Origin of the sequence: Streptomyces sp. SDr-06 (genome assembly GCF_003324565.1) — a bacterium.
Classification (GTDB): Bacteria; Actinomycetota; Actinomycetes; order Streptomycetales; family Streptomycetaceae; genus Streptomyces.
On sequence record NZ_QOLA01000003.1, the window covers coordinates 498,654 to 511,608 of the forward strand.

At 72.5% G+C, this 12,955-nt stretch carries 13 protein-coding genes; 11 read left to right on the forward strand and 2 right to left on the reverse strand.

Features of this window, described 5'->3' with window-relative positions; genetic code table 11:
• Positions 1-28 precede the first annotated feature (28 nt).
• The 9 genes from DT019_RS10585 to DT019_RS10625 are packed head-to-tail and all read left to right on the forward strand — an operon-like array spanning position 29 to position 8,404.
• Positions 29-1,033: an MCE family protein gene (locus tag DT019_RS10585; protein ID WP_223279405.1), complete on the forward strand. Its 1,005-nt coding sequence runs from the start codon at positions 29-31 to the stop codon at positions 1,031-1,033.
• Complete coding sequence (locus DT019_RS10590) at positions 1,030-2,187, forward strand: MCE family protein (protein WP_114036450.1); 1,158 nt, start codon at positions 1,030-1,032, stop codon at positions 2,185-2,187. Before DT019_RS10585 ends, DT019_RS10590 begins: the two co-directional genes overlap by 4 nt.
• On the forward strand, positions 2,184-3,314 hold the full coding sequence (locus DT019_RS10595) for an MCE family protein (RefSeq protein ID WP_114036451.1): 1,131 nt from the start codon (positions 2,184-2,186) through the stop codon (positions 3,312-3,314). Before DT019_RS10590 ends, DT019_RS10595 begins: the two co-directional genes overlap by 4 nt.
• The gene (locus tag DT019_RS10600; RefSeq protein WP_114036452.1) at positions 3,314-4,603 is read left to right on the forward strand and encodes an MCE family protein; all 1,290 of its coding nucleotides are present in this window, start codon (positions 3,314-3,316) and stop codon (positions 4,601-4,603) included. Before DT019_RS10595 ends, DT019_RS10600 begins: the two co-directional genes overlap by 1 nt.
• A complete protein-coding gene (locus DT019_RS10605) occupies positions 4,600-5,106 on the forward strand; it encodes a hypothetical protein (protein WP_411292697.1) in 507 nt (168 codons plus the stop codon). Before DT019_RS10600 ends, DT019_RS10605 begins: the two co-directional genes overlap by 4 nt.
• Before the next feature lie 24 nt (positions 5,107-5,130).
• A complete protein-coding gene (locus DT019_RS10610; protein ID WP_114036453.1) occupies positions 5,131-5,778 on the forward strand; it encodes a hypothetical protein in 648 nt (215 codons plus the stop codon).
• Positions 5,779-5,824: 46 nt separating this feature from the next.
• On the forward strand, positions 5,825-6,352 hold the full coding sequence (locus DT019_RS10615; protein ID WP_114036454.1) for a nuclear transport factor 2 family protein: 528 nt from the start codon (positions 5,825-5,827) through the stop codon (positions 6,350-6,352).
• A 31-nt stretch (positions 6,353-6,383) separates the two neighbouring features.
• The gene (locus DT019_RS10620) at positions 6,384-7,196 is read left to right on the forward strand and encodes a hypothetical protein (protein WP_114036455.1); all 813 of its coding nucleotides are present in this window, start codon (positions 6,384-6,386) and stop codon (positions 7,194-7,196) included.
• A 32-nt stretch (positions 7,197-7,228) separates the two neighbouring features.
• Positions 7,229-8,404, forward strand: a complete 1,176-nt coding sequence (locus DT019_RS10625; RefSeq protein ID WP_114036456.1) for a lytic transglycosylase domain-containing protein — start codon at positions 7,229-7,231, stop codon at positions 8,402-8,404.
• Here the strand turns inward: DT019_RS10625 and DT019_RS10630 are convergent.
• Positions 8,390-9,466 carry an ATP-dependent DNA ligase gene (locus DT019_RS10630; RefSeq protein ID WP_114036457.1) on the reverse strand — a complete coding sequence of 359 codons (1,077 nt, stop codon included), beginning with the start codon at positions 9,464-9,466 and terminating at the stop codon, positions 8,390-8,392. The genes DT019_RS10625 and DT019_RS10630 overlap by 15 nt on opposite strands.
• Positions 9,467-9,521: 55 nt before the next feature.
• On the opposite strand from DT019_RS10630, the gene ligD reads away from it, so the two are divergent.
• Positions 9,522-10,538, forward strand: a complete 1,017-nt coding sequence (gene ligD, locus DT019_RS10635) for a non-homologous end-joining DNA ligase (RefSeq protein WP_114036557.1) — start codon at positions 9,522-9,524, stop codon at positions 10,536-10,538.
• Between the two features lie 12 nt (positions 10,539-10,550).
• Here ligD and DT019_RS10640 read toward each other — a convergent pair whose 3' ends face one another.
• Positions 10,551-11,603 carry an SIS domain-containing protein gene (locus tag DT019_RS10640; protein WP_114036458.1) on the reverse strand — a complete coding sequence of 351 codons (1,053 nt, stop codon included), beginning with the start codon at positions 11,601-11,603 and terminating at the stop codon, positions 10,551-10,553.
• A gap of 495 nt (positions 11,604-12,098) precedes the next feature.
• Between DT019_RS10640 and DT019_RS10645 the strand changes: the two genes are divergently transcribed.
• Positions 12,099-12,890, forward strand: a complete 792-nt coding sequence (locus tag DT019_RS10645) for a VOC family protein (RefSeq protein ID WP_114036459.1) — start codon at positions 12,099-12,101, stop codon at positions 12,888-12,890.
• Positions 12,891-12,955: the final 65 nt, after the last annotated feature.

The window sequence follows — 12,955 nt, forward strand, 5'->3', positions numbered from 1 at the left end:
CGCCCTCGGGCGCCCCCGCCTCAAGCCGATGAAGGAACGCAACCCGGTCGCCGTCAGCCTGGTGGGGCTGCTGGTCCTGGCCCTGGTGGGCATCGCCGCCTACCACGCGGACTCCCTGCCGCTCATCGGCGGCGGCACGACCTACAGCGCCGATTTCTCCGAATCCGCCGGGCTGCGCGACGGCGACGAGGTGAGGATCGCCGGGGTCAAGGTCGGCGAGGTCAGCGGGGTCTCGCTCGACGGAGCCAAGGTGAAGGTCACCTTCAAGGTGAAGCACGCCTGGATCGGCGACGCCTCGACCGCCGCCATCGCCATCAAGACCCTGCTCGGCGAGAAGTACGTGGCCATCGACCCGCTCGGCACCGGCGAGCAGGACCCGGACAGCCGCATCCCGCTGGCCCGCACGACCTCGCCGTACGACGTCACCCAGGCCTTCGAAGGACTCAGCAACACGGTCGGCGCGATCGACACCTCCCGGCTCGCCAAGAGCTTCGAGACGATCTCCGACACCTTCAAGGACTCGCCCCCCGACGTCCGTACGGCGGTGTCCGGTCTGGCGGCCCTGTCGAAAACGGTCTCCGAGCGCGATGCCCAGCTGGCCCAACTCCTCAAGGGGAGCGAGCAGTTGACGAAGACGCTCGCCGGCAAGAAGAGCAGCTTCGAGACCCTCATCGACGACGGCGGACTGCTGCTCGGCGAGCTCAAGCAGCGCCGCGACGCCATCCAGGCCCTCCTCACCGGAACCCGCGCACTCGGCACCCAGCTCACCGGTCTCGTCAAGGACAACTCCGCCCAACTGAAGCCCACCCTGACCGCGTTGGGGCGCGTCACCGATGTCCTGGTCAAGAACCAGCAGGGCCTCGACCGCACGCTGGCCCTGGCCGGGCCCTACTACCGGCTCATCGGCAACACCCTCGGAAGCGGCCGCTGGTTCGACAACTACCTGTGCGGACTCGTCCCCAGGAACTATCTGCCGGCCAAGTCGCTGCCGCGGACCGGCTGCATGCCGCCGAAGAACGGAGGCTACCCATGAGCCGGCGACGCGCTCTCACGATCGTCCTGGCCCTCGCGGTGATCGCCGCCACGGTCGTCGGAGCGCTGCGCGTCCTCGCCGACTCCGGGGGCAAGCGCATCACCGCCTACTTCGACCACGCCGTCGGCATCTACCCCGGCTCGGACCTGCGGATCCTCGGCGTCAAGGTCGGCGAGGTCGACTCGGTGACGCCCCAGGGGCAGCACGTCAAAGTGGTGGTGACGCTGGACCGGGGCGTACGGGTGCCCAAGGACGCGCGGGCCGCCGTCGTCTCGCCCAGCGTCGTCGCGGACCGCTACGTCCAGCTCGCCCCGGCCTACACCGGGGGCCCCGAGATCGCCGACCGGGCCGAACTGCCCGCCTCCCGCAACGCCACCCCGGTGGAAGTGGACCAGCTCTACGCCTCCCTCACCGAACTCAGCAAGTCCCTGGGCCCCGGCGGAGTGAACGCGACGGGAGCGCTCTCAGGGCTCCTGGACACCGGCGCCAAGAACCTGGGCGGCAACGGCGCCGCGATCGGCGACTCCATCGAACAGTTCGGCAAGGCGGCCAAGACCCTGGACGGCAGCAGCGCGCACCTCTTCACCACGCTCTCCTACCTCCAGACCTTCACCACCCTGCTGAAGAACAAGGACGGCGCGGTACGCGACGCACAGAACAAACTCGCCGACGTGACCTCGTTCTTCGCCGACAACAAGGACAACCTCGCGGGCGCGCTGAAGGAACTCGGCACCGCGCTCGGCAACGTCAAGACCTTCATCCGGGACAACCGCGCCGGCCTCAAGGCCGAAGTCGACAAGCTCGCCCCGCTCACCCAGATCCTCGTCAACCAGCGGGCCTCCCTCGCCGAGGCCCTGGACACCGCGCCCCTGGCCGCCGGGAACACGCTCAACGCCTACGACCCGGCGCACCGCACCCTCGACGGCCGCGCCAACATCAACGAGATCAGCATGGGCGGCGACATCGTGACCCCCCTCAACCCCGCCGTGGCGGGCGGCGCGGGTCTCGTACCGGTGCCGCAAGCCCGGCTGAGAGCGCTCCCCGCGCTCCCCCTGCCCCCCGTCGGAACCGTGTACGGGACGGCGGCCGACGGCGCGATTGACGCGACCGGGCCGTCCGGGGATCCCGCTGCCACGAACGGAGGCCGCGGATGAAGGCGCGCCTCACCCGGCGGGCCGGGGCCGCGGCGGGCGCCGGGGCCGCGGCCGTCCTCGCCCTGGCCCTCACCCTCGGCAGCTGCTCGATGCCGTCCTTCTCCGGGATCGACCAGCTTCCCCTGCCCGGCGGCGCCGACCTCGGCAGCCACCCGTACGACATCACCGCCGACTTCGCCGATGTCCTGAGCCTGGTTCCGCAGGCCGCGGTGAAGGTCAACGACGTCGCCGTCGGCCGCGTCACCAAGGTGGCCCTCGCCCCCGACGGCTGGTCCGCCCAGGTCACCATGCGGATCAGGGGAGATGTGAAGCTGCCCGCCAACGCGTACGCCCAGCTGGAACAGTCCAGCCTCCTGGGCGAGAAGTTCGTCCAGCTGTCCGCGCCGGCCAAGGAGAACAAGGAGACGGCCCAGGGCCGCCTGGGCCCCGGCGCCGCGATCCCGATCGCGCGGACCAACCGCAACCCCGAGGTCGAGGAGGTGCTGGGAGCGCTCTCCATGCTGCTCAACGGCGGCGGCGTCAACCAGCTCAAAACGATCACGACCGAGCTCAACAAAGCGATCGGCGGTCGCGAGCCCGAGGTCCGCTCCATGCTCCAGCGCGTCAACACCCTGGTCACCGACCTGGACGGCCACCGCGGCGACATCACCGACGCGCTCGACGGGGTCAACCGGCTCTCGGCCACCCTCGCCACCCGCAAACAGCAGGTCGGCACGGTCCTCACCGGGCTCTCCCCCGGCCTCAAAGTCCTTGAGGACCAACGGGGTTCACTGCTCACGATGCTCAGGTCGCTCGACACCCTCTCCACGGTCGCCGTCTCGACGATCAACAAGAGCAAGGACGACATGGTGGCCGATCTACAAGCGATCGCACCGACCCTCAAGGCGCTGGCCGACTCCGGCAAGGACCTGCCCGACTCCCTCCAGGTCCTGGTCACCTATCCGTTCACCGACGAGGTGCTGCGCGGCATCAAGGGCGACTACCTCAACGTCTACCTCGACGTGACGGCCGCCCCCGGCACCCAGGTCATCCCGCCGCTCACCACACCCCCCGCGGCGCGGGTGCCCACGACGCGGCAGGCGCCGCTCGGACTGCCGCCGGTCGGCGGCACCGGAGGGGTGCACTGATGCTGACGACGGCGACCAGACTCAAGAACCTGGCGTTCCTCGTGATCGGGGTGCTCGTCCTCGGGTACACCGGGTTCCGGTACGCGGACGTCGGCCACTACGTCGGCATCCGCGACTACTACACCGTGAAGGTCCATCTCGCCGAGACCGGTGGCCTGTTCACCCACTCCAACGTCACCTACCGGGGCGTGTCGGTGGGCCGTGTCGGACCCATCGGGCTCACCGACGACGGGGTCGTCGCCGAGCTCCACATCGACAACGCGGCCCCGCCCATCCCCACCGCCCTGCAAGCGGTCGTGGCCAACCTGTCCGCCGTGGGCGAGCAGTACATCGACCTTCGGCCCACCTCCGCCGGGGCGCCCTACCTGGGCGACGGCGGCGAGATCCAGCAGAGCGACACACGCACCCCGGCGCCCGTCACCACCGTGCTCACCAGCGTCAACGACCTTGCCGCATCCGTGCCGCTGGACTCGCTTCGCACCGTCGTCGACGAGTTCGGCAAGGCCTTCGAAGGGCGCGGCAAGGACCTCCAGGTGCTCCTCGACAACGGCACCGACTTCGTGAAGGCGGCCGACAAGGCGCTGCCGAGCACGACCACCCTGCTCGCCGACGGACAGACCGTCCTCACCACCCAGGCCGAGGAGGGCCACGCCATCGAGACCTTCGCCTCCGGGGCGCAGCGCCTGGCCGCCACCCTGAAGGGCTCGGACGCCGATCTGCGCCGGCTGATCGCCGCCGCGCCGGATGCCGCGGGGCAGCTCAGCGGGCTGCTCAGGGACCTGAACCCGCAGATCAGCGTGGTGCTCGCCAACCTGCTCACCACGGCCGACATCGCCGTCACCCGGCAGCGCGGCATCAAGGAACTCCTGGTGAAACTACCGCCGTTGGCGGCCGCCGGGGCCACCGCCATCGACGCGAAGGGCGCCAACCTGGGCATGGCGGTCACGTTCTTCGCGCCGCTGCCGTGCACCGACGGGTACGGCGGCACGGTCTACCGCAACGGCCTCGACACCCTCGACACGCCGACCCTCAACACCAAGGCGAGATGTGCCGCGCCCGCGAGCAGCGGTCGGGACGTGCGCGGCTCGGCGCACGCGCCGACCGGCGGCCCCCTGCCCGCACCGGCCCAGCCGGGCGCCCTGCCGCCTGCCCCGTCCGCCGCGCCCGCGGCCCCGCCCTCGGCGCTGCCGGGCGCCCTGTCCCTGCCCGCGCTGCCCGACGCCGGACCGTCGGACCTGGCCGGGCTGCTCGGCCTGACCCCCGCCACCGGAAAGGACGTACGCCCGTGATCGCGCTCTCTGGCGGCCCCCGGCTCCGCCGCAGCCTCGTGGCGGTGGCCCTCACCGCCTCGGCCGCCTTCTGCGCGTGCGCGGGATGGACGTACCTCGCGGCGCGCAACGACTCCACGCTCGCGTACGCCGCCGCGCGCGACGCCGCGCTGACGGCGGGCCGCAGTCGGATCGCCGCGCTCTCCACCCTGGACGCCGCGCACCCGGACGCGGCCCTGCGCAGCTGGCTCGACGCGTCGACCGGCCCCCTCCACGACGAGCTCCGCCGGACGGGCGCGGGCAAACCGACGACGTCGGCGCGCGGCAGCGTCACGGACGCCGCCGTCACCGAACTCGACGACCGCTCCGGTACGGCCAAGCTCATCGCGACGGTGCAGGTGCAGCTCACCCCGGCGGGCGGCGCCACCACCACCGACCGCAAACGGTTCGAGGCGGCCCTCGAACGCACCGCGTCCGGCTGGAAGGTGAAGGCACTCGGCGCGGTCCCGGTCACCGCACCCTGACCCCGGACCGAAGGGAGAAGCAGCGTGAGCACAGCCGATCTGAAACCGGCATCCGAGCCGGAGCCCGCCCAGGACGCGGCCCCTGGGAGCGACGGCGCGACGGACGACGAGGAAACCGTCGGTACAACGCCCGGCGAGCAGCACCCCGACGCGCCCGAAGCGGCTCCCCCCAGCCGTCGCCCGCGCCGCGCTGTACTCCTCGCCTGCGTCCTGGTCCTCCTCCTCGCCGGGGCCGGACTGCTGTATCAGGCACGCCAGTTGACCACCACGGCGGCCGCGCGCAATCACGCGCTCAGTGACTCCGCCGCCACCACCCGCGTCGTCGGCGACGTCAGCAACACGCTCGGCAAGGTGTTCTCGTACGAGCCGCAGGACACGCGTGCCACCGAGGACGCGGCACGCGAACTGCTCGGCGGGCGCGCAGCCGGTCAATACGCCGCGCTCTTCGGCGCGTTGAAACAACGGGTCGCCGAGCAGAAGCTCAGCCTCACCACCCACGTGGTACGCGCCGGGGTCACCCGGCTGACCGGTGACCGGGCCGAGCTGCTCGTATTCCTCGACCAGCGGGCCCGGCGCGACACGCAGCCCGCCACCAGCGCCGCCGCCCAGCTCGCTGTCACGGCCCAACTCACCGACGGGCACTGGCAGATCACCGACATCCGAGCCCGTTAGGGCGCGCCCGCAGCCGCCGGGCCCTGCGAGAGGGATCACGAAGAACATGGCACGCATGACGACCCAGCCCCTGCTCGTCGCCGCGATGGTGCTCACCCTGCTGGCGGGCGGCGTGGCGGTGTGGGCGGGCTGGTCCTGGTACGGCGCGGCGCACGACGACTCCGTCGCGTACGCCACCTCGCGCGACAGGGTCCTCGCGGCCGGAGAGCAGGCCGTGCAGAACCTCTCCACGCTCGACCACAAGGACCTGGCCCACGGCCTCGACCTGTGGCAGGACTCCACGACCGGTGACCTGCGCCAGCAACTGGCCGACGGGCGTGGCGAGTTCGAGAAACAGGTGCGGCAGGCGCAGACGGTGACCACCGCCAAGGTGCTCGACGGCGCCGTCACTGAGCTCGACGACCGGGCGGGTCGCGCCCGGGTGATGGTGGCGCTGCGGATCACGGTGACCGCGCCGAAGCAGCAGTCCGCCGCCAAGGACAGCCGCATGCTCGGCGAACTGACCCGTACGCCCGCCGGCTGGAAGCTCAGCGCGCTCGGCCAGGCGCCGGTCGGCAATAGCGCGGCCAACTGACACCCCACCGAACCCGGACAGGAGTCCGCCCATGTCGACGACCCGTCACCTGGTGAACCGCAGGCGCCGACTGGCGCACGCGGGTGCCGCGCGCCCAGCCACCCAGGCGCCGCCGGAACGAGGCAGGCGAGCGGCCAACTCGCCCCAGCCGAAGTCCGGTTCGGAGGGCAGGCCGTCGAAGGGGAAAACCGGCTCCGAGGCCAGGCCGCTCAAGTTGAGAGCGGGTTCGGACGCCGTGGCGCCACCGGCGAGTCCGGCGCGCCCACGTCTCGGGGGCTCCGCGGGGTCGTCCGCCAGGGAAGCCTTCCGTGTCCTGCGCCGCTCGGTCCGGGCGCCCGTCGTCCTGTGCGTACTCATCGTCCTGCTGGGCGCCTTCGCCGCGCTCGCCGTCACCCGTGCCGATGCGCTCCGCTCCGATCCGGCCGCGCGGAACGCCGCCCTCACCGACCCGGCGCGTACCAGCGAGGTCAAGGGGCAGACCGCCAAGGCCGTCGCGGCGCTGTTCTCGTACAACTACGCGGACCCCGCCCCCGCCGACAAGGCGGCCTCAACCCTCCTGACCGGCACAGCGGTTCAGCAGCACCGCGACATGCTGGCGACGGTGCGGTCCCAGGCCAAGGACCAGAAGCTGGTCCTGACGACCACCGTGACCGACAGCGGGGTGGAGATGATCGACGGCTCGCGCGCCCGGGTCCTGGTCTACGCCGACCAGAGCAGCACGCGGACCTCCGGCAAGAAGCCCGAAACGTCGTACGCCGCCGCGATGTTCGCCGTCGACGTGGTGCGGGGGAGCGGTTCCACCTGGCGGATCTCCGGCATCGACACCTTCGGGCAGGGATCGTGAGAGCGCTCCGGCGCCACCCGGGGACGCGGCTGATGCGGCCCTCGCTGCCGGGCTGGAAGCGGGTACGGCGCGGGCTCGCCGGTACGGCGGTCGCGGCCGTCGCGATGGCCGCGCTCTCCGCCTCACAGGCCCCCGGCCTTCTGCGCGCCGTGTCCCCGCACCGAGACGCGCCCGAGGCCGGGCCCTTGGCGGCCGTGCGCGACGAGCCCCCGGCGGACGGCTCGTACCATACCGAGCTTCCGCCGCTCGTCTCCCCGGCACCGCCGAACGCCCCGCCCGTCGTGGGGGCGATCGATCCGGTGTGGACGCAGGAGGGCATCCCGGCCACCGTGCTCGCCGCCTACCAGCGGGCCGAGGCGAAGCTGCGGCTCACCCGGCCCCGCTGCCATCTTCCCTGGCAGCTACTCGCCGCCCTGGGCAAGGTGGAGTCGGGTCACGCGGGCGGCGGCCGGGTCGACCGGCACGGCACGACCCTCACACCGATCCTCGGCCCGGTACTCAACGGAGCGGGGTACGCAGCCATCGCCGACACCGACCACGGCACGCTGGACGGGGACACCCGCTACGACCGTGCGGTCGGGCCCCTGCAGTTCATTCCGTCCACCTGGGTGACGTGGGCCCAGGACGGCAACGGCGACGGGGTGAAGGACCCCGACAACGTCTTCGACGCGGCGCTCGCCGCCGGGATGTATCTGTGCGCGGACTACCGGGACCTGGCGGTTCCGGCCGACCTGGACCGCGCGGTGCTGAGCTACAACCACTCCGCCGACTATCTGCGGACGGTCCTGTCGTGGCTGGAGTTCTACCGGCGCGGCACCCACGCCGTACCCGACGGGAAGGGCGTCCTGCCCACCACCCCCGGTGCGGGCAGCGCCCAGCAGATCGACGCCGACCAGGGGCGCAAGCGGGGCGGCGGCATCGTCATCGGCCCCCAGCCGGGCACGCGGCCCTCGGCCTCGGTGCCGGGGCTGCCCGGAGACAGCCCGTCGGCGCCGCCGCCGGGGTCCTCGCCCTCGCCGTCCTCGTCCGGCGGGCCGGGACCGTCCCCCTCGCCCTCGGGGAGCGCGAGCCCCGGACCCTCGCCGTCGGGCAGCCCGGGGGTGCCGGGCTGCCCCACCGGATCGCCGTCCGCGCCGGCCACCCCGGCGCCCACCGGCACACCGCCCGCCCCCGGCTGCCCCTCGCCGTCGCCCTCAGCCACCTCCTGACGACAGCACCTCCGCCAGGTCGTAGCGGACCGGCTCCTCCAGCTGGGCGTAGGTGCAGCTGGAGGGGGCGCGGTCCGGGCGCCAGCGGCGGAACTGCGCGGTGTGCCGGAACCGGTCGCCCTCCATGTGGTCGTACGCCACCTCGACCACCCGCTCGGGGCGCACCGCAAGCCACGAGAGGTCCTTCTTGCCGGTCCAGCGACTGGTCGCGCCCGGCAGCCGGGCGCTCTCATGCGCGGCCTCCTCGGCCCAGGCGGCCCACGGATGGCCCTCGGCGACCGGGTCGCTCACCAGGAGCGGCGCGAGCTCGTCGATCAGCTGTGCCCGGCGCTTCATCGGGAAGGCCGCGCACACCCCGACGTGCTGGAGCGCTCCCTCGGCGTCGTACAGGCCGAGCAGGAGCGAGCCGACCACCGGGCCGCTCTTGTGGTGGCGGTATCCGGCCACCACCACGTCCGCCGTACGCTCGTGTTTGATCTTGTACATGAGGCGGGCGTCCGGCCGGTAGGGGAGGTCGAGGGGCTTGGCGACGACCCCGTCGAGCCCGGCTCCCTCGTACTGCTCGAACCATCGGCGGGCCACCTCGATGTCGGTGGTGGCGGGCGCGAGGTGCACGGGCGGTGAAACCGCTCTCAGGGCCTCGGCCAGGAGGGAGCGCCGTTCGGCCAGCGGGGTGTCAAGCAGGGAGGTGTCATCGAGGGCCAGCAGGTCGAAGGCGATGAAGCTCGCCGGGGTCTGTTCGGCGAGCAGCTTCACCCGGGACGCGGCCGGATGGATGCGTTCGCTGAGCCGGTCGAAGTCGAGGCGGCCCTCGTGCGCGATGACGATCTCGCCGTCCACGACGCACCGCTCGGGCAGCCGGCCCGCGAGCGCCAGGGCCAGCTCGGGGAAGTAGCGGGTCAGGGGCTTGCCGTTGCGGCTGCCGATGACGATGTCGTCGCCGTCGCGGTGCACGATCGCCCGGAACCCGTCCCACTTCGCCTCGTACTGCATCCCGGGCGGAATGCTCGCCACGGACTTGGCGAGCATCGGCTTCACGGGAGGCATCACCGGGAGATCCATACAACCGATTCTCACCGATATGCGGCATTGGTGCCCTCCGCCTACCGTGGCCTGCATGGGCAAGGGCGAGGCGATCGAGCTGGAGGCCGGCGGACGGACCGTCCGGCTCTCCAATCCGGACAAGGTGTACTTTCCGGAGTCCGGCTACACCAAGCTGGACGTGGCCCGGTACTACCTCGCCGTCGCCGACGGCATCACCCGCGCCCTGCGCGACCGCCCCACCACCCTGGAGCGCTACCCCGACGGTGTGGACGGCGAGTCGTTCTTCCAGAAACGGGCCCCCAAGAACCTCCCCGACTGGATTCCGACCGCCCGCATCGCCTTCCCCAGCGGCCGCCACGCCGACGAGATCTGCCCCACCGAGCCCGCCGCCGTCCTGTGGGCCGCCCAGCTCGGCTGCCTCACCTTCCACCCCTGGCCGGTGCGGCGCGAGGCCACCGACCACCCCGACGAACTCCGCATCGACCTGGACCCCCAGCCCGGCACCGGCTTCGACGACGCGGTGCCGGTGGCCCATGAACTCCGGGCGCTGCTCGGCGAGTTGGGGATCACCGGCTGGCCCAAGACGTCGGGCGGCCGGGGCATCCACGTCTTCGTGCCCATCGAGCCCCGCTGGACCTTCACCGAGGTGCGCCGCTCGGCCATCGCGCTCGGCCGCGAGCTGGAGCGGCGCATGGCGGGGAGGGTGACCACCGCCTGGTGGAAGGAGGAGCGCGGCGAGCGTATCTTCGTGGACTACAACCAGACGGCCCGCGACCGCACCATCGCCTCCGCCTACTCGGTGCGCCCCAAGCCGCACGCTCCGGTCTCGGCGCCGCTGCGCTGGGGCGAGCTCGACGACGTACGCCCCGAGGACTTCGACCTCAAGACCATGCCCGCGCGCTACGCCGAACTCGGCGATCTGCACGCGGACATGGACGAGCACGCCTTCGGCCTCGAGCCGCTGCTCGAACTCGCCGAGCGCGACGAACACGACCACAGACTGGGCGACATGCCGTACCCGCCGGACTACCCCAAGATGCCGGGGGAGCCCAAGCGGGTCCAGCCGAGCCGCGCCGCCAAGGAGAAGTAGCCGCGCCCCCGCTCAGACGGCGCCGACCGGCGAGGCGAGCTCGAAGTCCGCGGCGTCGACGCCGCCCTCCTTGGTGTCGTCGTTGGCGAACACGAACGACTCGATGGGCACGCCCCGTTCGTCGCTGAGCGCGGCCACCAGTTCCTGCACCACGACCGTCTCCAGGACGACCCGCGCGCTGGGAGCGCTCCCGGGAAGGCGTACGACCCCGAGGTTCTCGGCCGGGTCGACGTCCTGCGTGGTGATCAGCAGGGTCAGATGACCCGCCGAGGACAGCGACCGGGCCAGTTCGACCTCGCGGCCGTCGCCGAAGACGAGGTGCAGCGTGTTGCCCGCCGACTCCATCGCGCCGTGCAGATAGTTGCGGGTGACCGAGGCCGCGGCCGGCATGCGGGGCACCTCGCGCAGCAGCAGCGCCGCCTCCTCGGCACTCACCCGGGAGGCGCCGGAGGCCACGCAGTCGGCGGCCACACACCTCGCCGCGCGCAAGCGCAGCGCGGCGATCACGTCGGCCGCGCGGGCCCGCACGGCCTCCGTGTGCGCGGCGACCCCGTCCCACGGGTCCTCCGCGCGGCCCGCCACGGCCCCGGCGACCAGGTCCAGGGCCGCGACCGCGGCGGTGAAGCCGACGGTCGAGGCGTACGAGTCGGGCTCGTTGCCCAGGTCCACGGTCAGGTCGGCGAGGGCGCCCAACGGGGAGGCGGTGACATTGAGGACGGCGAGGGTGGGCACGTCCCGCGCCGCCCTGAACGCCGCGATCGTCTCCGAACTGCGGCCGCCCTGCGACACCCCGATCAGCAGATCGGTGTCGAAGCCGCGCAGCCCGTCCTCGATCTCGCTGGCAAGCACCCGCTGGGCCGGTACGCCATGGCCGCGGAGCACCTCGACCGGTGCGGCGAGCGCCGCGTAGGACGCGCCGATCCCGGCCAGCAGCGGACGCCGGGCCGCGCGCAGCCGGTCGAGGGCCGGGCCCTCGAGCTGCTTCCGCACATGCTCGATCACGCGCTCCAGCGCCTGCGGCTGGCCACTTTGCCCGTCGAGGAAGGTGATACGCGATCCGGACATGAAGGGATCCTTTCGTCAGCCCCGCCGGATGCGGACGGCGGGAGCGCCAAATGAGGCGGTACGGGCGGAGCGTGTCTTGGAGGCCGGATCGTCCCCCAGGGCGGCGCCCGTGGGAATGGCGTCAGGGGAGCGCACGGAAGTGTCCGCCGGTGCGTCGATGGATATGCCGGTGGCCTCGGCGCCCTCGTCCTCGACGCGTCCGCCGCCGGGTGCCCGAGGGCGGATCCGCGGTCGCGAAGGGCGGAGGACCACGCGGTGGAGTGCGCGAACGCCGAAGGTTTGAGGGTGAGTGCCGACGCGGCCCCCGCCCGCCGCGGGCGGCGACGCCAAGCTCATCCAGACCGGACTGCCCGACCCGAAGGTCCCGCCGGCCGGGCCCGCGCCCGCGCACACCGGAGCCCGCCCGGTGCGCCCGGCATCGGCGCGTCCCGAATTGTCAGTGGCCGGTGCGAGACTCAAGATGGCAGGACAACGGGACCCACGAAGGAGCTCACCATGCTCACCACCCGTTACGTCACCGGCTCTCCCAGCTGGTTCGACCTCGGTACACCGGATCTCGACGCCGCGGCGGCCTTCTACGCGGGAGTCTTCGGCTGGACCTTCCAGCCGGGCGGCCCGGAGGTCGGCGGGTACGGCACGTTCCAGGCAGCCGGAAAGACCATCGCGGGCGGCATGACCGTCACGGCCGAGCAGGGCGACCCCGCCTGGAACGTCTACTTCCAGACGCCGGACGCCGACGAGACGGCCAAGGCCGTCGAGCGGGACGGCGGCACCGTCGTCTCCCAGCCGATGGACGTGATGGAGCTGGGCCGCAGCGCCTACTTCCGGGACCCGGCGGGCGTCGGCTTCGCCGCCTGGCAGCCGCACCGGATGGGCGGCATGGAAGCCGCCAACGAGCCGTACACGCTGGCCTGGGTCGAGCTGTCCACCCCGGACGTCGGGGCGGCCACCGCGTTCTACCACGCGGTGTTCGGCTGGGAGACCTCCGAGGTGGCCTTCCCCGGCGGCACGTACACGACGGTCAACCCCGCGACCGCGGGCCCGGACGCGATGTTCGGCGGCGTCGTGCCGCTGGACATGGACCCGCTGGAGGCCGAGGCGGGCGCGTACTGGATGCCGTACATCGAGGTTCCCGACGCCGACGCGACCGCCGCGAAGACCCAGGCGCTGGGCGGTACGGTCCGGATGGCCCCCATGGACGTCGAGGGTGTGGGCCGCCTGGCCAAGATCGCCGACCCGCACGGCGCGCGGATCGCCGTCATCACGAGCGCGGCGCCGACGTCCTAGACAGGCCCCGGCCCGCTGGAACGCGCGGCCGCGGGCGGCGATCAATGGCGGCGTTCAACATTCGT

Coding starts and splice junctions, on each gene's coding strand:
- DT019_RS10585 (WP_223279405.1), top strand. CDS start 29: ATGAAGGAACGCAACCCGGTCGCCGTCAGCCTGGTGGGGCTGCTGGTC.
- DT019_RS10590 (WP_114036450.1), top strand. CDS start 1,030: ATGAGCCGGCGACGCGCTCTCACGATCGTCCTGGCCCTCGCGGTGATC.
- DT019_RS10595 (WP_114036451.1), top strand. CDS start 2,184: ATGAAGGCGCGCCTCACCCGGCGGGCCGGGGCCGCGGCGGGCGCCGGG.
- DT019_RS10600 (WP_114036452.1), top strand. CDS start 3,314: ATGCTGACGACGGCGACCAGACTCAAGAACCTGGCGTTCCTCGTGATC.
- DT019_RS10615 (WP_114036454.1), top strand. CDS start 5,825: ATGGCACGCATGACGACCCAGCCCCTGCTCGTCGCCGCGATGGTGCTC.
- DT019_RS10620 (WP_114036455.1), top strand. CDS start 6,384: ATGTCGACGACCCGTCACCTGGTGAACCGCAGGCGCCGACTGGCGCAC.
- DT019_RS10625 (WP_114036456.1), top strand. CDS start 7,229: ATGCGGCCCTCGCTGCCGGGCTGGAAGCGGGTACGGCGCGGGCTCGCC.
- DT019_RS10630 (WP_114036457.1), bottom strand. CDS start 9,466: ATGGATCTCCCGGTGATGCCTCCCGTGAAGCCGATGCTCGCCAAGTCC.
- ligD (WP_114036557.1), top strand. CDS start 9,522: ATGGGCAAGGGCGAGGCGATCGAGCTGGAGGCCGGCGGACGGACCGTC.
- DT019_RS10640 (WP_114036458.1), bottom strand. CDS start 11,603: ATGTCCGGATCGCGTATCACCTTCCTCGACGGGCAAAGTGGCCAGCCG.
- DT019_RS10645 (WP_114036459.1), top strand. CDS start 12,099: ATGCTCACCACCCGTTACGTCACCGGCTCTCCCAGCTGGTTCGACCTC.